This window comes from Paenibacillus tyrphae, from assembly GCF_000722545.1.
GTDB classification, from domain to species: domain Bacteria; phylum Bacillota; class Bacilli; order Paenibacillales; family NBRC-103111; genus Paenibacillus_G; species Paenibacillus_G tyrfis.
In genome coordinates this window covers 169688-191251 of sequence record NZ_JNVM01000008.1, presented here as the reverse complement: position 1 = coordinate 191251, position 21564 = coordinate 169688, and the positions used below count along the sequence as shown (strand labels likewise).

General features: G+C 54.0%; 15 protein-coding genes. 13 read left to right on the top strand and 2 right to left on the bottom strand.

Annotated elements, in window-relative coordinates:
• Positions 1-50 precede the first annotated feature (50 nt).
• Together ET33_RS10895 and ET33_RS10890 are read right to left on the bottom strand one after the other, a co-directional pair.
• Positions 51-1052 (bottom strand): inorganic phosphate transporter, encoded by a 1002-nt coding sequence (locus ET33_RS10895; protein WP_036680579.1) that lies wholly within the window; start codon positions 1050-1052, stop codon positions 51-53.
• A 57-nt stretch (positions 1053-1109) separates the two neighbouring features.
• On the bottom strand, positions 1110-1730 hold the full coding sequence (locus ET33_RS10890) for a DUF47 domain-containing protein (RefSeq protein WP_036680576.1): 621 nt from the start codon (positions 1728-1730) through the stop codon (positions 1110-1112).
• A gap of 314 nt (positions 1731-2044) precedes the next feature.
• Between ET33_RS10890 and ET33_RS10885 the strand changes: the two genes are divergently transcribed.
• From ET33_RS10885 to ET33_RS10825, 13 genes are all read left to right on the top strand, one after another.
• The gene (locus ET33_RS10885) at positions 2045-3304 is read left to right on the top strand and encodes an amidohydrolase (protein ID WP_200879203.1); all 1260 of its coding nucleotides are present in this window, start codon (positions 2045-2047) and stop codon (positions 3302-3304) included.
• 36 nt (positions 3305-3340) lie between these two features.
• Entirely contained in the window at positions 3341-3835 is a 495-nt protein-coding gene (locus tag ET33_RS10880; RefSeq protein ID WP_036680570.1) for a cell wall elongation regulator TseB-like domain-containing protein, read from the top strand.
• 262 nt (positions 3836-4097) lie between these two features.
• Positions 4098-4631, top strand: a complete 534-nt coding sequence (locus ET33_RS10875) for a hypothetical protein (protein WP_235206690.1) — start codon at positions 4098-4100, stop codon at positions 4629-4631.
• The gene (locus ET33_RS10870) at positions 4624-6123 is read left to right on the top strand and encodes an AAA family ATPase (RefSeq protein WP_036680568.1); all 1500 of its coding nucleotides are present in this window, start codon (positions 4624-4626) and stop codon (positions 6121-6123) included. Before ET33_RS10875 ends, ET33_RS10870 begins: the two co-directional genes overlap by 8 nt.
• Before the next feature lie 217 nt (positions 6124-6340).
• Entirely contained in the window at positions 6341-8143 is a 1803-nt protein-coding gene (locus ET33_RS10865) for an N-acetylmuramoyl-L-alanine amidase family protein (protein WP_036680566.1), read from the top strand.
• 13 nt (positions 8144-8156) lie between these two features.
• Complete coding sequence (locus tag ET33_RS10860; RefSeq protein WP_036680563.1) at positions 8157-8765, top strand: GerMN domain-containing protein; 609 nt, start codon at positions 8157-8159, stop codon at positions 8763-8765.
• 44 nt (positions 8766-8809) lie between these two features.
• The gene (locus ET33_RS10855) at positions 8810-11563 is read left to right on the top strand and encodes an S-layer homology domain-containing protein (RefSeq protein WP_036680561.1); all 2754 of its coding nucleotides are present in this window, start codon (positions 8810-8812) and stop codon (positions 11561-11563) included.
• 170 nt (positions 11564-11733) lie between these two features.
• Entirely contained in the window at positions 11734-12441 is a 708-nt protein-coding gene (nth, locus tag ET33_RS10850) for an endonuclease III (protein WP_036680559.1), read from the top strand.
• A 21-nt stretch (positions 12442-12462) separates the two neighbouring features.
• Complete coding sequence (locus ET33_RS10845; RefSeq protein ID WP_036680557.1) at positions 12463-12735, top strand: NAD/NADP transhydrogenase subunit alpha; 273 nt, start codon at positions 12463-12465, stop codon at positions 12733-12735.
• Positions 12736-12835: 100 nt separating this feature from the next.
• Positions 12836-16582, top strand: a complete 3747-nt coding sequence (locus tag ET33_RS10840; protein ID WP_081890285.1) for a dynamin family protein — start codon at positions 12836-12838, stop codon at positions 16580-16582.
• Positions 16583-16995: 413 nt separating this feature from the next.
• Positions 16996-18834 carry an ABC transporter ATP-binding protein gene (locus ET33_RS10835; protein WP_036680555.1) on the top strand — a complete coding sequence of 613 codons (1839 nt, stop codon included), beginning with the start codon at positions 16996-16998 and terminating at the stop codon, positions 18832-18834.
• Positions 18831-20681 (top strand): ABC transporter ATP-binding protein, encoded by a 1851-nt coding sequence (locus ET33_RS10830; protein ID WP_036680553.1) that lies wholly within the window; start codon positions 18831-18833, stop codon positions 20679-20681. Before ET33_RS10835 ends, ET33_RS10830 begins: the two co-directional genes overlap by 4 nt.
• Before the next feature lie 115 nt (positions 20682-20796).
• Positions 20797-21564 carry a sugar phosphate isomerase/epimerase family protein gene (locus ET33_RS10825; protein WP_036680551.1) on the top strand — a complete coding sequence of 256 codons (768 nt, stop codon included), beginning with the start codon at positions 20797-20799 and terminating at the stop codon, positions 21562-21564.

Sequence of the window (21564 nt, the reverse complement as noted above, 5' to 3'; positions counted from 1 at the left end):
TGAAGCTCTATCCTTTTTATATTTGCCGGATTGCCCGGGCTTGTCCGTTCTTACGCTACAAGCGCGAACAAAATTTTATAAATGATAAAAGCAAGAACCATACTGATCGGAATGGTAATCACCCACGTCAGGACCATGCGGGTGACCGTCCCCCATTTCACATCATGAAACCGCATCACGGAACCCGTCCCGATAATGGAAGACGAGATGACATGCGTCGTCGAGAGCGGCATGCCGAGATGCGTAGATGTCTGAATAACGATAGATGAGTTCAAGTCGGAGGCGAAGCCGTTGATCGGTTCGATTTTCAGCAGCTTTTTGCTCATCGTCTTGATAATTCTCCAGCCGCCGATCGAGGTTCCCAGCCCCATGGCCGTCGCGGCCGCTACTTTAACCCACATCGGCACATCCAAATTATTTTGATACCCTAATGCAACGAGAGCGAAGACGATAATCCCCATCGCTTTTTGCGCGTCGTTACCTCCGTGGGAGAAAGACAGCAAGCCGGCAGAAAGCACTTGGAAGCTCTTGAAGGTACGATTCATCTTCGAACGGGATTGGTTGCCGCTTAACAAGATAAGCTTGCGGATGATCCACATGACGACGAAGCCCGTTGCGAAAGCGATAATCGGCGAAAGGACAAGAATAAGCACGATTTCTTTAAATCCGGACCAATTGAGCGCCCCGACTCCCGCTCCCGCAATGACCGCTCCGGCGAGAGAACCGATCAACGTATGGGAGGAAGACGAAGGAATCCCATAATACCAAGTCAGCAAGTTCCAGATAATGGCGGACAACAGCGCGGCAATAACGATGTATACGCCGTTGTCGATCGTAGCGGGATTGGCGACCTTACCTCCGACCGTCTTGGCGACCTCCGAGGAAAAGACCGCACCGATGAAGTTCAGTATCGCAGCAAAAAATACGGCAAAACGGGGCGATAACGCCCGGGTTGAAATCGATGTAGCGATGGCGTTGGCCGTATCGTGGAAACCGTTAATAAAATCGAAGAGGAGCGCCAGAGCTACGATGATAATGATAGTGGTTAACATAGTTTCCTCCTAGGCAGGCTGAGTCGTACCCATGTTCCGAATTGCAAAACGGTCCTGTTAGGAATACCGCAGGACTACGCTATCCAAAATGTTGGCTACGTCTTCGCACGCGTCGGTCGTTTGCTCCAGGCGCTCATAAAGTTCTTTTAATTTAAAATCGTGATAAGGATCTTTCGGGTGGGTGAAAATCTCGCGAATGCCTTCTCGCATGAGGCGGTCGGCTTCATTTTCCAAGCTGTTGATCTGTACGGTATGTTCGGTAATTTGCATATATTTTTTCTTGGACAGCAGCTTGAAAGAGTCCAGAATATGCTGACAGCTTGCAACGAGCACGGCGGAAAATTCTTTCATATATTTATCCGATGCGGTTATGTTCAAGTAATCGAAACGGGCGATTGTAGCTTCGATCCCGTCGATCACGTCATCCACTTTGGAAGCTAACTCCATAATATCTTCGCGGTCCAGCGGCGTGATGAACACTTTGTTCAATCCTTTGAAAATTTGGTGTGTGATTTGGTCCCCTTTGTTTTCGAGTTCTTTCAGCTGCGGGTAAAACGTAGCCGGCGGCTCGCTACCCATGACGGCGTTCCGAAACATCTGCGCGGCGTCAAGCGTATTCTCCGACGCTTTAATGAGCAGCAGCAGAAAATCGGTGTCATTCTTTTTTGTAAACAACATACAGTTTTGGCCTCCCAAGTAATTGAAGATTTACAAGAAATTAAAATAAAAAGAGAGAAATATGTAGAAAAAACGCGCCAATTCACACAAAATTAAAAATAACATAATCAAACAACGGAATGCAATTCTTAGTTTATCCATTTTACCATATGTTCATGAATCTTTTGCTATGTAAGCGTATTACCCCCGGAGGGTATAGTCAGCTTGATTTTTGTCCTCCGCAGGGTGTACATTGAAAACGAGATTGTATTTGTATTAGGAGGGGATTGTGTCCGGTGAAGAAAACAATTATTGAAAACGGAACGTTTCTAACGATGAATGAAGAGGCACCTATCATCCAGGGGTGCATGGTCATTGAAGGAAACCGCATTACATATATCGGAGAACAGGCGCCGCTTCCTGCGGGTTCATACGACGAGCGCATCGACGGCTCGGGCAAGCTGTTCATGCCGGGGCTCGTCAATACGCACGGGCATGCCGCGATGTCGCTGCTTCGCGGTTACGGCGACGATATGGCCCTTCAAGTGTGGCTTCAGGAGAAAATGTGGCCGATGGAAGGCAAGTTCACGGCGCAGGATGTGCGTGCAGGCACCCGTTTGTCCGTGTTGGAAATGCTGAAAGGCGGAACAACGACCTTCGTCGATATGTACGATCATATGAATGAAGTCGCGAATGCGGCGGTCGAGAGCGGGATTCGCGCTTGCCTTACGCGCGGCGTGATCGGACTGTGCCCGCGGGAGGTACAGGACGCGAAGCTGGCTGAGGCGATTGCTTTTGCAAAAAATTGGCACGGCCAAGCGGACGGCCGCATCACGACCATGATGTCGCCGCATTCTCCGTATACCTGCCCTCCGGATTATATTGAACGTATTGTGCAGGCGGCGCACGACTTGAATTTGCCGATCCACACCCACATGTCGGAGACGGCCAGAGAAGTGCAGGAAAACGTCGATCAATATGGGTTGCGTCCGGTAGCGCATTTGGAGAAGCTCGGCGTATTTTCCCGTCCGACTCTCGTAGCTCATGGCGTACACTTGACAGACGAAGAGATCGAAGTGCTGAAACGGTACGACGTTCGTATTTCACACAACCCCGGCAGCAACCTGAAGCTGGCTAGCGGCGTAGCCCGCGTGCCGGAGCTGCTCAAAGCGGGAGTACTCGTGTCCTTGGGAACGGACGGAGCCGCCAGCAATAACAACCTGGACATGCTCGAAGAGGTGCGGCTGGCTGCCCTGATTCATAAGGGCGTATCCGGCGATCCGGTTGCGGTATCCGCTTCGGAGGCTTTGAAGCTTGGCACGCTCGACGGCGCCCGTTCGATCTGGCTAGACGACGTCGGAGCGCTTCAGCAAGGAATGAAGGCCGACTTTATCGCGCTTGACATCGATCAGCCGCATTTTTACCCGCGGACGAATTTCATCTCGCACGTCGTTTATTCCGCCGTATCCAAAGATGTGACGGATGTTTGCATCGGCGGACGCTGGGTCGTCCGGAAAGGCGAATGCCTGACGATGGACGAAGAGAAGGTCAAATTCGAGGCGCAGCAAAGCTTCGAGCGTTTGACGGCACTATAAGCCCCTCAGCACGACTAGGCAGAAAGGAGGCCGCCGGTGCGCAAAGCATGGAAGATCACGATCATTGCCGGGGCCGCGGCAGTTGTGATTGTGACCGGGTTGAGTATGACTTTTAACTTTATTATGGATAAGGAATGGACGGAGCAGCGCGCTGCCGTCCTTACCGCTTACGAGAAGACGATATTGGCCAAAGCCGTTAAGGTCGAACGGTTCGTTGCGGAGAAGCCTTATACGGTCATCACCGGGGAAGATAAAATCGGCCAGCCGGTGTATGTATGGGTGGGCCAGGACGAGATCCATACGGAAATGGGCAGTGCGGGCATCGATGCGGCGCAAGCCGAAGCGAAAGTGAAAGTGGCGCATCCGGAAGCGAAGGTGCTCCGGACGACTCCGGGTATCCGCAGCGGCCAGTTGGTCTGGGAAGTATTCTATAAGCTGCAGCCGGAGGACAAGATGGAACAGCATTTTTACGATTATTACGCTTTTAAGGACGGCCAACTGATCGATACGCTGCGCTTGACCATTCAGTAGCATGATCCGGCGATCAAACGCTGAAACCCGCCGCGGGAAACGCCGAACGAAGCGGCATTTTCCGCGGCTATTTTTTATCGTTAGCTTGCGAGAAGAGTCCAAAGAACAGCGAGGTACACACCGCCATTCATTCAATTGCCACACATTGCATCAACATTCGTATATACGATATGATATACTTACGGTATGGCTAAACGTATAGATGGGAAACTTCGTCGGAAGATTTTTCACATGAATTTATAGAAAGGGGGACGTATAGCTGATGAATATGAAGTTACGTCTCTTGCCTGTCGTATTGAGTGTTCTTGTGTCGGCAACGCTGCTGTTCGGCGGTTATTTTGCTTACCGGACATTTGCGATGGAAAGTCCGCTGCAGAAGGTTGTCTCCACCATTTCCGGAGTTGAGCTGGTTTCTATGGATTTAAGCGGGCCGGATGCCCGGATGGAATTGAAACTCGCACCGGGTACGAACCTGCGTGAAGTATATAGCAAGATCCAGACCGAAGGCCGTTCGACGCTGGGAACCAAGGAATTGAAGCTCAAAGTCGTGAACGATCCGTCACCGAAGCTGGAGCAATGGTGGTCTTCCGCTTTGTTCGAGGTGGCTCAGGCCATGGAAACGAAGCAGTATGCGCAAATCCCGAAAACGCTGCAGGCTCAAGGCGGCGACGGAATCAAAGCGTCCACCGAGATGGACGATAAATATGTGTACGTCACGCTATCGGACGGTACGGCAAGCAAATATGTCATGCTGCCAAGAACGCCTGCCAAACTGGGGGTGTGGCCGAATGAGTAAGTACGGTAAGGAGATTTTACTGGGCTTTATCCCGGTTCTTGTTATTTTCCTGCTTTATATCGGAGTTAATCTGTTTCCTATCGTATTTATGGCCGCGATTTTGGGTACCTTTTTGTATATGGCCCGTGCTCGCGGAGGACTGAACGTAGGCTCGGAGCGCAAATCGCGCGGCAAAACGCCGGGCTTTCTGACGTTCGACGATATCGGCGGACAGGATCGGGCAAAGGGCGAGCTCAAAGAGGCGCTTGATTTTCTGATCCGTTACGACGATATTAAAAAGCTCGGCATTCGTCCGTTAAAGGGCATTCTGCTGACGGGTCCTCCGGGAACCGGGAAGACGCTGATGGCCAAAGCTGCTGCGCATTACACGAACTCCGTGTTTTTGGCCGCATCCGGCAGTGAGTTCGTCGAAATGTATGTCGGCGTTGGGGCGAGCCGCATCCGTGACTTGTTCAAGGAGGCCCGCTCGCGCGCTGCGAAAGAGAACAAGGAGAGCGCTATTGTTTTTATCGACGAGATCGACGTGATCGGCGGTAAACGGGATGGCGGTCAGCATCGGGAGTATGACCAGACGCTGAACCAACTGCTCACCGAGATGGACGGGATTCATACGAGCGATACGCCCCGCGTATTGATCATTGCCGCCACGAACCGCAAGGAAATGTTGGATGGCGCGCTGCTGCGTCCCGGACGGTTCGACCGTCATATCGAAGTCGATTTGCCAGACAAGAAGGGCCGGCTGCATATCTTGAACATTCATGCCAAAAACAAGCCGCTGGCCGAAGGGGTCGACCTGGACGCCATCGCGCGGGAAACGTTCCATTTCTCCGGTGCACAGCTGGAAGGCGTCATGAACGAAGCGGCGATATATGCTATGCGGGAAGAATCGGATGCGATCGGACAGCAGCACTTGTCGCTGGCCGTCGATAAGGTAATGCTCGGCGAGAAGACGGACCGCGAATCGAATAAGGAAGAGCGGGAGCGCGTCGCGCTTCATGAGCTTGGACACGCTATTGCCGCCGAGCTGGTGCGTCCGGGCTCCGTCTCTCAGGTGTCGCTCAGCCCTCGCGGGAAAGCGCTCGGTTTTGTGCGTCATAATCCGCAGCAGGATCAGTATTTGTACACGAAAACGGAGATCGAGCAGCAAATTATGATTGCGCTCGGCGGTGCCGTCGCAGAGGAAATGTTCTATGGCGGACGGAGCACCGGCTCCCGCAACGATTTCGAGCAGGCGTTGAATATGGTGCGTACAATGATGGATTCAGGGCTTACAAGGCTCGGCATCATTGACCGTGAGATGGTTACAAAGCAGGAGCTTATGAAGGAAAATTCCGCGATTTTGGAAGAGTTGACGGAGTCGACCCGGCACATGCTGGAAAGCCACAGAACCGTATTCGAACAATCGCTTGACATTTTGATTGCCGAAGAAGTGCTTTCCGGAGACCAGTTCCGCGAGCTTCTTAAGCAATCGTCGCAAGTTCAAATTGCCTGAAAATCATGGAGAACCGAAGCCGAAGGCGACAAGCCTTCGGTTTTTTCGTATTTCCTCCCGAATTCTACGAAATTTGCCGAACGTGCAACTTTTTTGATAGAATTTAGTCTAATATATTGGTAGTTTTCACCACGGTATTCTTTTTGTCGGCTGGAAGTCGCAATCACTTCCAGCTTTCTACATATAGCGAAAAAATTATAAGATTTTGAGGTGCAAAATGAAATTTTTAACGGCTTGGTTCACCCTGTCGATCGCGTCGCTCCTGTTGCTGCCGGCCGTAGGCTCGGCTGCCGCTCCGTCCAAATCATCTACGCCGAAGTCGTCTAAGCCGCCCGCGCCGCCAATTCAGTTGGTTTTAAACGGAAAAAAACTCGCGCCGGAAGTTGCTCCGCGCAACGTGGACGGGAGTGTCATCGTGCCCGTTCGTATCATTGCGGAAGAGCTCGGCTCCAAGGTTGCATGGGACGAGAAGCAGCGAAAGGTTACGGTAGTTAAAGACGAAACCAATATACAGCTGTTTATTGACAAAAAGAACGCAACGGCAGGCGGAAAATCGTTTCAGCTTGAGGCGGCGCCCACGATCATCGAGGGCAATACGATGCTGCCTGTGCGATTCGTAAGCGAGCAGTTAGGGGTAAAAGTATCATGGGAGGAACCTACCCAGTCGGTTATTTTGTCCACGCCGGATAAGAGCAAAGACGATAAGGCCCCTTCAAAAACGGACAAGCCGGGTGCAAAAGAACCCAGCGTGCCGGCCGACGGCAAGCCCGCTTCCTCGTTCGAGCCGGACAATACGGTAAAAGCAGGGGATAAGCCTGACAGCGGAAAGAACGATGGCAAGGAAAACGGCACTTCGCCAGGGAAAGACAGTTCCGGTCCACTGCTGGCCTGCGTTCCAGCTGCCGGGGGCATGCAGTCGACTAGCGGCGGCGTAACAGCGGCCACAGGAAGCCAGCAGGCAGTGATCGGTGGCACGCAATCGGCGGCCGGCGGCGCTCAAGCCTCGAACGGAGCTGTACAAGGAGCGGCAAACGGTGCCAATCAGCCGGGAAGTGGGGCCCAGCAGACAACGAGCGGGACGCAGCCGCCGGTCGCGAGCAAGCCGGAGACGGCTGGCGACAAGGGAGCGACGAACGGCGTGGTTACCGTACAGGCGATTTCGCTGCAAGGCGACACGTTGACCATCAAAACATCGGATTGCGCCAGAAAGCCGAATATATTCCGTTTGGCCAATCCGGACCGAATTGTCCTTGACCTGCCTAACGCGCAGCTTGACCCGGCGCTCATGGCCAAGCTCAATCCGCAAGGCGAAGGAACTTTGCCGGATAAGAGCGAATTTGTCACACAAATTCGTTATTCGCTATTTTCAAAAGAAGCATCTATCGTTAGAATGGTATTAGATTTGCCGCAGAAGGGGGAGCTTCGCTTAGCCTCTGTGCAGCAAAACGGGGAAATTACCGGGAAAATATCTTTCGGTAAAACCCGCTACCGGGTCTACATCGATCCTGGACATGGCGGCAAGGATAACGGCGCCAGCTCGCTGAATAAGCGATACGAGAAAGATTTCGTTCTAGCTCTCGGCCAGAAGGTGACGGCACTGCTGGAGAAAGAACCGAAAATCGAAGTGACGATGACCCGCTCGAACGACACGTTCATCGAACTGGACGAACGCCCGAACATGGCAAACAATGCCGATGCCGATTTGTTCGTCTCGATTCATGCCAATTCCGCGGGAAGTGAAACTGTTGGCGGGACAGAAACGTATTATTGGACGGAGCAAAGTCTCGATTTTGCCAAACTGATGCATAAGTATCTTGTCGAGGCTACCGGTTTTCCGGACCGCAAAGTGAAGCAGGAGCGTTTTGTCGTTATCAAAAAATCCACCATGCCGGCCGTGCTGCTGGAGGTCGGCTTCTTGACGAATCGAGCGGAAGAGGAACAGATGTATCAGGATGCATTTCAAAACAAGGTCGCCGCATCCATCGTGACTGCTATCAAGAAGCAGTTGAATCTCGAGTAAGGAGTGGGTGACGATGCACAAGACATGGCAAAAAGGAATGGCTGCTGCCGCAATCGCGGCTCTGTTGCTGGCAGGCTGCGGAACTAGCAAAGCGCCGTTACAAGGCACCGCGGAAACACCGCCCTCCAAGAGCGGACAAGCTGCGCAGCCCGGGACGGGTGGAGACAAGACGACAACTCCGACGACTCCGCCGGAGACGTCCACCCCGAAGCCGGACCCGGAAAAAAAAGAGCTGAAGATCAAAGCGTATTACAGCGATGCTCAGCTTGAAAAACTGGTTCAAAAAGATGTGACGATCAGTATTAAGCAAGATCAGGACAAATATTTGGCCGCACTCAACCAATTGAAGAAAAGCCCTGACGACAAGACGATTCCGTTATTTAAAGGGTTTACCTACAAAAGCGTCGCGTTGAAAGACGGTCAGTTGAACCTTGACGTATCCATTGCGGATGACGGAAGACTGGGCTCCGGCGGGGAAGAAATGCTGCTGGATGCGCTGCAAAAGACGATGTTCCAGTTTTCTGAAGTCAAATCCATTGAATTGCTGGTTGACGGAAAGCAGGTCGAGAGCCTGATGGGACATATGGATCTGCCGCATCCGATCAAACGCAGCCAAAGCTAACTTACATCATGAACTAACATAAGTCGATCGAGAGGAGCTATTTCATGAAAAGCATCAATTCCAGACAAGCACGCAGATTGGCGGCAGCCGTTTTGGCGCTGTCGCTCGCGTTCGGAAGCCCGGTCTTTGCCGCCGCGGCTGAAACCAAAAGCAACATTTCGACGGGAAGCTCCGTAAGCTCGCAGCGCTTTACCGACGTCGGGGACCAGCACTGGGCGATCAAGCATGTCACCAAGCTGGCTTCTCTCGGGGTGATCGAAGGATATGAAAAAGGGGAATATCGTCCGGAAAACTCTGTATCTCAGCAGGAAGTCATCGTTATGGCACTGCGGTTCATGGGCCTCGAATCGGAGGTTACGAAGAGCAAGGCAGGAACGGCGTTGCCTTTCACTGTAGACAATTTCTTCAAGCCGTATGTTGCCTATGCGATTGACCACGGCTTAATTAATATTCAAGAGGAAACGGCAGACGGCACAAACGCCAAAACGGCTTGGGGAGCTAAGGAAGCATCCCGCGAATGGGTGGCTAAGCTGGTCATCCGCGCGATTGGCAAACAGGAGCTGGCCAATCAGCAGGCTCAATCCTCTTCGTCATTTACGGACAGCAAAAATTTCTCGTCGTGGGCGGCCGGTTATATCAACGCGGCGGTATCGCTCAAGATCGTACAAGGCTTTGAGGACAATAGCTTCAAACCGAAGGATAAAGTTACCCGCGCCCAAATGGCGACGTTCCTAAGCCGCGCGGATAAAGAATCGACCTCCCGCTCCTCCCGTGTTGTTACCGGATATGTGATGGAGCTGACAGACCGCAAAATCAGCGTGCTGAATGCCAATGGGCAAACGACGGAATATACGTTGTCTTCCGATACGGCTCTCTATAGCGGCAAAGACGACAGCCGGATTTCGCTGTCCAACATTAAGCTCACAAACGAAGTGTACCTTGTGCAAAATCAAGGCGCGGCGCTGTACATAGAACTCACCAACGATCAACAGAAGATGGAAACCTACGAAGGAACGCTGGCGGAAATATTCACCGACCGGATGATGGCCTCGATTCAGCGGAACGGAAAGAACGAGCTGTACGATTTGTTCCCGACCGTCACGGTGACGGATAAGGACGGCCGCGGCCTAAGCTTGAGCTCTTTGACGCCGGGAAGCGTCGTCGAATTGAAGCGGAATACGCTGCTAAAAGAATCGAAAATCTCGCAAATCGTACTTAAGCAGACACCGGTCAGCAAAACGTCCGAAGGTACGGTACTCAGTCTGAACAAAGATTCAAACCAAGTGACATTCTTGGAGCAGGGGACCGGGCAGAACGAATCGTTTACGCTCACTACACGTACGGTCGTGAGGCTCCAGGACGGCACGACGGCCGACCTCTCGAAGCTGCGCGTCGGCGACGCGGTCAGCTACGAGGTGAAAGCGAACGAGCTTCAAGTCGTTTCCGTGAAGAAGCCGGCAGATTTTAGCCAATCCGTAGAAGGAACGATGGCAAGCTTAAGCAGCGACAAACGGATCTTGACGATTAATAAAGCAGGCGGCTCGCTCGGCGCTTATCATATCGCTGACAATGCGATTATAACGATTGACGGGTTGACGAATCCAAGCTTGTTCGACATTGAATCCGGCGATCAGTTGAAGATGGATCTGGTAAACGATAAAATCGTCAAAATTTCCGTTACCAGCCGTTCGGTCAAGCAATTTGTATATGCGACGATCCTTAGTTATGACGCCAACTCCAAAGTGGTGACGATCAGCACCGAGAGCGACGGAGTAGGGGCATATCGGCTGACGGATAATACGACCATCCGCTTTATGGGCGGTCCGGTACAGCAATCAAACTTCCAGAGCACGTTCATAGGCAACGGCAACGACAAGAAAAGAGTGGATCTGAAAGTATCCAAAGATAAAATCGTGCAGATCGAATCGACAATGAATGTAGAAGGCACGATCGCTCAAATCAATACGAGCAATATTACAAACGACTTGACTATTCGTACCGCCGGAGGGCAGAACTTAACATTCAAAGTCAATTATGGCGCGCCGGTGGAAATGTTTAACAAAACGAACGGAACCATTTCGGACCTGAAAGTCGGCGATGCGATCCGTTTGACGCTCACAGGGAATCAGGATTTCGTAACAAACCTGATGGCCAAGAAAACGGGCGTATACAAAGTACTGGTCACCAACTCCAGCACGAACCAAGTCACCGCGAAAGACGAGACAGGCTCGCAGCTAACGTTTAAAGTGGAGAATAACGATCAAATCATTAACCCGGGCAAGCAATCCCACGCCTTCTCGGATATTTTGATCGACGAGTACGTCAAAGCCAGCTTTAGCGGTACCAAGCTCGACAATCTTCAATTGCTCAATTCGATGCGGGGCAAAGTAACGAATGTGGACGTAGCGGCAGGCACGTTGACCGTTCAGGATTTCCAAGGCAACATCCAGGTGATCACGGTCGGCCAGCAGTTCACAATAAGACAGAATGCAAACACGTCCGCCGCGTTGAATACGATCAAGCAAAATGACCGGGTGGAGATTATCCGGGACGCGAACGATAAGGCGATCATTCAAGTGGCGACCGCGACGAAGCGGACGGTATCCTCTTACGATACGGTGCTGAATCAATTGCTTCTGAAGCCGACGGCGAATAACGATAAGACATCGTATAACCTATTCGCTAAAGCGTATTTGCACAAAGGCACCCAAACGGTGGCTCCAAGCACGTTCATGGAGAATGAAGAAGTGATGGTGTACGTGATCGACGATAAAATTTTCGAAATTGAAAAGCCCTAATCGGTTTATTTGAAACTTTTATCCGGTGTGAGCCGTCTGTGTAGTGAGAACCTTCTTGCTGCATAGGCGGTTTTTTCGTAAAAAGTTCGCATTTTGTCGGCATTAGTCATTGATTCGACTGCTATGTTTCGGTAAACTGTAAGAAACAGGCGAAAGAAAGGACAGGGAGCATGAATCAGACGCAAGCGAGAACCATACTGGATACGATTGCCGATATGTTCCCGGATGCCCATTGCGAGCTTACCCACTCGAATCCGTTCGAGCTGACGATCGCCGTCCTGTTGTCGGCCCAATGTACAGACGAGACGGTCAACAAAGTTACCGCCACGTTGTTTCAGAAGTACAAGAGGCCGGAAGACTATTTGGCCGTACCGCTCGAAGAACTGGAGCAGGATATTCGGCGGATCGGTTTGTTCCGGAACAAAGCCAAGAATATTCAGGCTTTGTGCGCAATGCTTTTGGACAAGTATAACGGGGAAGTACCCCGTGAACACGAGAAGCTGGTGGAATTGCCGGGCGTCGGACGAAAAACGGCGAACGTCGTCGTTTCCAATGCCTTCGATGTGCCTGCTATAGCCGTCGATACGCATGTGGAACGGGTATCCAAACGGCTCGGGCTTGCCGGAGTTAACGATTCGGTGCTCGAAGTGGAAAAAAAGCTGATGAAACGGGTGCCGCGCGAGGAATGGACGCAAACGCATCATCGGCTCATTTTTTTCGGACGTTATCACTGTAAAGCGCAAAACCCAAAATGTGAGGTTTGCCCGCTGGTCGATCTTTGCCGAGAAGGTAAAAAACGAATGAAATCGAACTCGAATAGGAAGCCTATACCAAAAGCGAAAGCAGCTAATAAGGCTGCAAAAACTAAAGAGGCGTAATACGAAAGGATAGGATTAGAGATGAAATGCATATCGGTTTACACCAGCGATTTTGAACTGTTTTCGGATATTTACGAGAAAGTGCTTGAGACTCCTTTGCAGGAAAACGAAGAGAAGCAGGTTGAAGGCGTCGTCGTAACGGAGTCGGGCAGCGTACCGGAAAATTATTTGAGCCGTATGAAGCAGCGTCCGGAAGTTGTCGTCATGAAAGTGAAGGATAAAGACATTACGATTTTGCAGCATCGTGATGTTTTCGAAATATTTATCCCGGAGACGGAAAATATGGTACACTAAAAACCGAAGCGATTCGGTTTTTTCTTTTTGTTCGGAAAACAAAAAGCTATACGACGAGCGCTTCGGTTTAGACAGAGGATGAACAGGGGCAGGAGAAACGATGAAAAGCGAATTGACTATAGCAGAAGCAACGTCAGTAGAAACAGGGAACGAAGAGGGGCTGCAAGGCGGAGCTCCGCAGGATGAAATGCTTGCCGCCGTTCAAAGGCTACTAGCGAAGGTAGAGCAAACGGGGGACGGAGAGCATGGAAAGAAGCTGCGGCAGCTGTTGGCGAAAGCGCAGAGCGAGCGGCTTTATTTGGCGTTTTGCGGGCACTTCTCGGCCGGTAAGTCGAGTCTGATCAACCGGCTGTGCGGTCATATGCTGCTGCCGTCGAGTCCGATTCCGACGAGTGCCAACATTGTGAGTATTGTGAACGGGGAAGCCGGAGCGCGGGTCATTTACCGCGGCGATGAGGCAGACGATCAGGCTCAAGGAATGGGTGAGGCGCGGTCCGAAACGGTGCCGTTGGACGAGTTGGCGGAGCACTGCCGTAACGGTGAAGCGATTGAAACGGTGGAGATCCGCTATCCGATCCCGTTCCTGGGAGAGCATGCGGCGCTGCTGGATACGCCGGGCATCGATTCGACGGACGACGCGCATCAGCTGGCGACGGAATCGGCGCTGCATTTGGCCGATGTTGTGTTTTATGTGATGGATTATAACCATGTGCAGTCGGAAATCAATTTGGCGTTTACGAAAAAAATGACGGAGTGGGGGAAGCCGCTCTATTTGATCGTGAACATGATCGATAAGCACCGGGAGCAGGAGCTTTCGTTCGCCGCATATCAGGAAGGCGTGCGCGAAGCGTTCGCCAACTGGGGCGTGCGGCCGGACGGAATCGTCTATACGTCGGTCAAAGTGCCGAATCATTCGTCCAGCGAGTGGAGCAAGCTGGAGTCGCTGCTCGGGCAGTTGATCGATCTGCGGCAGCCGCTCGTGCGGCTCAGCCTCGAGAAGTCGGCGCGGGCGCTCGCCGCGGCGCACGCCGAGAAGATGGCCGAGCGCAATGAGCCGGCCAAGGAAGCGCTGCGCGAGCAGCTCGCTGCCTCCGGCGAAGACCTGGACGCCGTCCAGGCGGAGTATGTGGAGGCAGGCGCCGAGCTGGCGCGGCTTGAATCGCTGCCTGCGGAGCTGCAGGCAGCCGTGCGCAAAGACGTGGCGGCGGTGTTGGACAACGCCAACGTCATTCCGGCCGTGACGCGGGACTTCGCGCACGCGTATTTGGAAAGCCGCCGACCCGGCTTCAAGGTAGGCTGGTTTGGCGCCGCGGCGAAGACGGCGGCGGAACGGGAGCAGCGGCTTGCTGCGCTGCATAAAGATTTTGCGTCGCAAGTGGAGACGCAGGTGGCCAGACACGTGCAGCAGACGGTCAAAGCGAAGCTGGAAGGCCACGGCCTGCCGGCCAGCGCCATTACCGAGGCGGCCGACCGGATCAACGTGCAGCTTACGCCGGAATGGCTGGCCGGTCAGGTGAACGAGGCCGCGGTGTTCGGAAACGAGTATACGTTGACGTACTCGAAGCAAATTGCCGCGGAAGCGAAAAGCTTGTACCGCAAGGAGGCGTACGCCGTCGGCGACGAGCTGATCGCAGCGCTGGCGGCCGCCCTGCAGCCGCGCCTCGCGGCGCTGCGTGCGCAGCTCGCCGAGCTCGACGCGCGGCTCGCGGGCCTGCGCGAGCTGGAGCGCCTCGCGCAGGCCGAGGCCGCCTACGGCGCCGCGCTGCTCGCGCAGCTGCCGGCAGCGGCTGCGCCGGCGCTGCCCGCGCCCGCGGCTGCGCCCGGCTCGCCTGCGGCGGCTGCGCCGCAGGCCGCGGCGCCCGCCGGGCGCGAGTCACGCGAGTCCCTCGCGTGGCTCGCGCAGCGGGCGGGCCACGGCGACGCCGATGGCGGCGCGGACGCGCTCGCCGCAGGCGGACACCGGCGGCGGCTGCACGAAGCCGCCGCGCGCCTGGGCGGCGCCGCGCAGGAGCTTGCCGGCGCCGCGGCGCTGCAAAGCATCCGCCGCTCGCTCGAAGAGAAGGCGGAGCGGCTGGCGAACAACCGCTTCACGATCGCGCTCTTTGGCGCGTTCAGCGCGGGCAAATCGTCGTTCGCCAACGCGCTGATCGGCGAACGGGTGCTGCCGGTATCGCCGAATCCGACGACCGCGGCGATCAACAAAATTATGCCGCCGGCCCCGGAAGAGGGCTGGCCGCACGGCACGGCCAAAGTACGAATGAAAACGGCGGAACGGCTGGCCTCCGATATCTTTTATTCGTTGGAAGTTTTGGACGTAGCTGTAAATTCGATGGATAAGGCGCTGGCTGCGATTCATAAGCTGGCAGCCGATCAAGTTCCGGGCAAGGGCAAGCCGCATTACGCGTTTCTTAAGGCCGTCGAGAAAGGCTGGGCGGAGATGAGCCCGCACCTCGGCCAAGAGCTGCGCGTCACAGCCGATGAGTTCGGCCGCTATGCCGCCGACGAGGCCAAGTCGTGCTTCGTCGAGCTGATCGAGCTGTACTATGCGAACCCGCTCACCGAGCAGGGCGTCGTGCTGGTCGATACGCCGGGAGCGGACTCCATTAACGCGCGTCATACCGGCGTAGCGTTCGATTACATCAAGAACGCCGACGCGATTTTGTTCGTCACGTATTATAACCATGCGTTTTCCCATGCGGATAAAGAGTTTTTGCTGCAGCTCGGACGTGTGAAAGACAGCTTTGAGCTGGATAAAATGTTTTTCATCGTCAATGCTGCCGACCTGGCTTCCTCGGCCGAAGAGCTGGAAGGGGTCGTCAAGCACGTCGAAACGAACCTGCTCCAGCATGGCATTCGGCACCCGCGGATTTATCCGCTATCGAGCTATTACGCGCTCGAAGGGAAAATCCAAGAGGACCGGGAGACCGTCGAGCAATCGGGCATTCTGCGCTTCGAGCGGGAGTTCGTCCGCTTTACGTTCGCGGAGCTGACCGAAATGGCAGTCCGGGCGGGCGATGCGGATATCCGCCGTGCGGCCGATGTGCTCCAGCGCTGGATGGACAGCGCCCGGGCAGACGTTTCCGAGCGCCGCCGCCAGGCCGAAGCCCTGCGTACGGCGCTTGCCGAAGCCCAGAAGCGGCTTGCCTCCCCCGACACGGACGCGGAAGCCCGCGAGCTGTCCAAGGAAATTCAGGAGCTGCTGTACTATGTCAAGCAGCGTACGTCCTACCGCTTCGGCGATCTGTTCAATACGGCCTTCAACCCGGCCGTATTCCGCGACGACCGGCGCGATTCGAAAACGGTCATGCAGTCCGCTTGGGAGGATCTGAGACGGATGCTGTCCTTCGACTTGAACCAGGAAGTGCTGGCAACCACGCTGCGGATCGAGAACAAAATCAACCGCATGGCGGGCGACGCCTCGAAAAACTGGTCGGAAGCGGTCCGGACCGGAGGAATCCCGTCCTTCGAAGCCCCGGGCTTCGAGCCGTTTAAGCTGAAGACGCCAGAGCTGAACGCGATGCTGGAGGCCGCAGACGTACAGCCGAAGTGGCTGGCAGGCTTCTTTAAAAATGCGAAGCAGTTCTTCGAAGGCGACGGAAAAGCGGAGCTGCGCCGGGAGCTGGAAGCCCGCTTGAACGGGCCGATGACGCGCTTTGCCGATACGCAAGCGGCCTTTCTGGAGGACGCCTACGCGGAGCAACTGCGGAGTGTAATGCAGGAGCTGGCGGACCGGCTCCGGCAGGCGCTCGAGGAGCACGGCGAAGGGCTGCTGGAAGCGCTGGAGATGAAGATCGATTTGAACGAGCTTCAGGCGAAGCACGGCAAATTGTTGAATTTTATTGGATGAAATGACGATATTTTTAGATGAAGGTGCCTCATTTTTATGGAGTGCCGAACGATTATATTCGAGGTTGTCCGATGGCGGGCGACCTCGGATTTTTGTTTTCGTGAAAAGGCTTTCATTTCAACAATTTCGTATTATTCGGGAGAAATAGTAGCGCTGTGCTTTCAAATTGTGACGATTTGAAGGAATACTCTGGGAAAATCAAGATTATGGGGCAACCCGTATTTGCCGCCCCTTGGGGATGATGCTACACTACTTCTCATAGCTGAAACGCTTTCGGAGCCATCATTCCGCTTCGAAAGTCATTTTTGCTTTTGCGGCTCTATCGCCGTATTCCATGAGAAAAAAATGTGTCGGCAGAGGCTTTGCGCAGAAAGGAAGCGCTCTCGCAGCAAAGCCGGAGAAGGAGGAGCTCCATGGAAGTATTTAAGCAGCTGAAGGAGTTTTACTGGTCGGAACGAAGGTTTCTGTACGCCTCGATCGTTTGCTTGATGACGGCAACGGCACTGGGACTCGTGTACCCGAATCTGCTTCGGTACTTGATCGACGAAGTGATTTCGAAAGGGCAGTTCTCGGCCGTCCCGTACTTGGCGCTTCTCGTGGCCGGCGTGATGATCGTCAAGGCGACCTTTCAGTTTCTGCACGGCGCGACCAGTGCGCGACTCGGCAACCAAACCGCTTTCAACCTGCGGGCCGCCCTTTACCGGAAGCTGCAGTACTTGTCGTTTCAGTATTACGACAAAGCGCGCACAGGAGATTTGATGTCGCGTCTCACGGCCGATCTGCAAGCCGTACGGGATTTTATCGGCTTCGGCTTCGTCCAGATTTTGAACGTGATCATGATGTTCGCATTCGGCGTGATCATGATGGCGTCGATCAATTGGCAGCTAACGCTCCTCACCATGGTTTGCATGCCGTTCCTCGTCTATACGGCGATCCGGTTCGAGGGAAAAATTCATCCGGCGTTCCGGTCGATCCGTCAATCGATGAGCAGTATGACGACCTCCGTGCAGGAGAACATCACCGGGGTAAGGACGGTTAAGTCGTTCGCGAGAGAGCCGCATGAAATCGACAAATTTTCCGAACGCAACGGAAACTACAAGGAAAACAACGTGTTGACCGCAGGCATTTGGGCTAAATATTTTCCTCTGATGGAGCTGTTCGCCAACCTGAGCGTGGTCATTTTGCTCGGCGTCGGCGGCTGGATGGTGATGAACGAAAGCATTTCACTCGGAGAGCTTGTCGCTTTCTTCAGCTTGATCTGGTACATCATCGGTCCGATGTGGGGCATCGGCTTTCATATCAACAACTTCACGCAATCGAAAGCGGCCGGCGAACGGCTGCTCGAAGTGCTGCATCAATACGAACACGTGAAAAATAAAGAGAATGCGCTCGTTTTGCAGCCTGACCGAGTACAAGGCCACGTCCGTTTCGACAACGTGACCTTCGCGTATACGGATAAGCAGCCGGCGCTTACCGATTTCAATCTGGATGCGCCTGCGGGCTCGGTCATCGGTCTGCTAGGCGGTACAGGCTCGGGGAAATCGACGGTCATTCAGCTGCTTTTGCGGGCCTACAATGTGAAGGAAGGCCGGATTACGCTCGATGGAACAGACATTCGCGACATTACGCTGGAAAGTCTGCGCAGCCAAATGGCGATCGTTTTTCAGGAGACGTTTTTGTTTTCTTCCAGCATCAAAGGCAATATCGCTTACGGTGTCGACGACGTGACTATGGAAGAGGTCATTCAGGCGGCGAAGCTGGCCAAAGCGCACGACTTCATCATGGAGCTGCCGATGGGCTACGATACGATCGTCGGCGAACGCGGTCTGGGCCTATCCGGCGGGCAAAAGCAGCGGATTGCGATTGCGCGGGCGCTACTGAAAAATCCGAAAATTTTAATTCTCGACGATGCCACGAGCGCCGTGGATATGGAAACCGAGCACGAAATTCAACAAGGCTTCGAAGAGGTGATGAAAGGCCGTACGACGTTCATTATCGCGCACCGGATCTCTTCCCTGAAGCATGCGGATGAGATTTTGGTGCTGGATGAGGGCCGGATCGTGCAGCGGGGCACCCACACTGAGCTCATGAAGCAGGAGGGGCCGTACCTCGAAACGTACAAAATTCAATTTGCCGATCAGCCGGAGGATATCGATGCCGATACCGGTACCGAGGAACCGGCGAAGCACAACGAGTCGACGGCGGAAGTGGCTGCTGCCTCTCAAGCCAACGTAAGGAGGTTTGCACATTGAGCGGACAACGGAAACATTCATCCGGCGGTTCAAAGCCCGAAGGCGAGGAACTGCTGAAATCCCGGTTCGTCTATCAAGACGACGAGGAGCTTGACAAAGGGTTTGACTGGGTTCAGGTCAAGCGCGTCGGCAAATATATGAAGCCGTATGCGAAGCAGATGGCGCCCGTCATCCTGATCATGATGGCTGTCGGGGCTCTGACGAAGCTGCTGAATCCGCTCCTGATCGCCTTTGCGATCGATAACGTGCTGAAGCAGAAGGACGGCAAGCTGCTCGCGCTCTGCGTAGGCGCCATGTTCGTACTGTATGTCATTCAATGGCTCGCGAACAACTACCGGATCCGGTATACGAACGAGATCGGCCAGCGGATCATTTACGATTTGCGCCACGATTTATTCAGCCACATTCAGCGGCTGTCGTTCCGGTTTTTCGACAAACGTCCGGCTGGCTCGATTCTCGTTCGCGTGACGAACTATGTAAACTCGCTTCAAGACTTGCTGACAAACGGTGTGGTCAACCTGTTGATCGACTGTGTGCAGCTGATCGGCATCATCTTCATCCTATTATTTTACAATGTCAAGCTGGGCGCAGCGATTATTGTCACGGTTCCGATCATGTTCCTGATTTCTACACGGCTGCGCGTGAAAATTCGCCGCGCCTGGCAGGTTGTCCAGACGAAGACATCGCGCATTAACGCTCATTTGAACGAGTGCATCCAAGGCATCAAGGTGACGCAGGCGTTCACGCAGGAGAAGCAGAATATCGCTTATTTTGAGCAAATGAATCGGGACAACCATAAATCGTGGAACCGCGCATCGACCTTAAACCAGTCGTTTAACCCGATCATTGAGGTTACCGGGGCGGTCGGCTACTTTATTTTGTTCCTGCTTGGCGCTTATTTCATTCAAAGCGGGGAAATGACCGTAGGCTTGTTCGTAGCTTTCGCCTCTTACATCGGCAGCTTCTGGGAGCCGATCAACCGGCTCGGCCAAATGTATTCGCAGATGCTCATTGCGATGGCTTCGTCGGAGCGGATCTTCGAATATATCGACGAGCAGCCGAACGTGGCGGAGAAGCCGTCTGCCCGGCCGCTGCCGACGATTCGCGGAGATATTGACTTCCAGCAGGTGGAATTCGAATACGAGCCGGGACGGCACGCGCTGCAGCGGATCGATCTGAACGTGAAGGCCGGCCAATCGATCGCACTTGTCGGCCATACCGGTTCGGGCAAAACCACGATCATCAACCTGCTTTGCCGCTTTTATGACGTGACGGGAGGCAGCATTGTCATCGACGGCCACGATATCCGCGATGTAACGATTCAAAGCTTGCGTTCGCAGATCGGGATCGTGCTTCAGGATACGTTCATTTTTTCCGGGACGATTCGCGACAACATCCGGTTCGGGCGGCTCGATGCGACCGACGAGGAAGTGGAGGCGGCGGCCAAAGCTGTCCGCGCTCACGAGTTTATCGTGAATTTGCCGAACGGCTACGATACCGAGGTACAGGAGAGAGGGAACGTGCTGTCGATGGGGCAGCGCCAGCTGCTTTCGTTTGCCCGGGCGCTTCTGGCGGACCCACGCATCCTTATTCTGGATGAGGCGACGGCCAGCATCGATACGGAGACGGAGCTGAAAATTCAAGAAGCGCTCAAGACGCTGATGGCGGGACGCACATCCTTCATCATCGCTCACCGGTTGTCGACGATTCGTCATGCCGATCATATTCTCGTATTGGATCACGGACGAATTATGGAGCAGGGCAATCACGAGGAACTGATACGCCACCAAGGCATTTATCACGGACTGATTCAAGCGCAGTACCGCTTTTTGAAAGAAACGGGTTAACAGATATTGGCCGGTGTGGTATGATTGTTAACGTGAACAATACCCACCGGAAGCGCATTTGTCAGGCATCGTCTGCTTTATGCGCTCTCCTTAAATCAAAGGAGCTGACATCGTTGTGAAGAACAAGTTTGCGGCACAATTGTATACTCTGCGTGACGAGCTGGAGAAAGATTTTCCGGGCGTGCTGCGGGAGCTGAAACGGATGGGCTGGAGCGGCGTACAAATTTCCGGTTTGCGGGGCTATACCGCCGAAGAAATCGCAGCCGTCCTCAAGGAGACGGGGCTTGGCACCGCGGGGATGCACGTTAGCTACGAAGCGCTGCAAAACGAACTTGAAACGATCGTCGAGCAGGCCAGGCTGTTCGGTACGCGCGACCTGATCTGCCCGTTCATCGCTGCCGATCTGCGTGGCGAAGAAGGGTACCGGGCAGTACGCGCCAAGCTGAACGAAGTGGCGGGGAAGCTCGCTCCGCTCGGCTTCCGGCTCAGCTACCACAACCATGCGTTCGAGTTCGACACGACTGTGAACGGGGTATCCGCGCTCAAATATTTGCTGGAGCCGTCCAAGGACAATGCCGTGCTGGCCGAAGTCGACGTGTACTGGGTGAAAAAGGGCGGCCTCGATCCGGTGCCTTTTATCCGCCCATATGCCGGCCGTATGCCGATCATTCACCTGAAGGACATGTCGAATGACGAACATCAGACGTTTGCCGAAGTGGGTACGGGCGTCATCGATTTCATCCCGATCCTCCAGTGGGGCGAAGCAAACGGCATCGAATGGTACGCGGTGGAGCAGGACGTTTGTCCGGGTAACCCGCTGGATAGTCTGCAAATCAGCTTAACCAACCTTCATCGCATGGCCGATCAACTGGCGTCCAAGTAA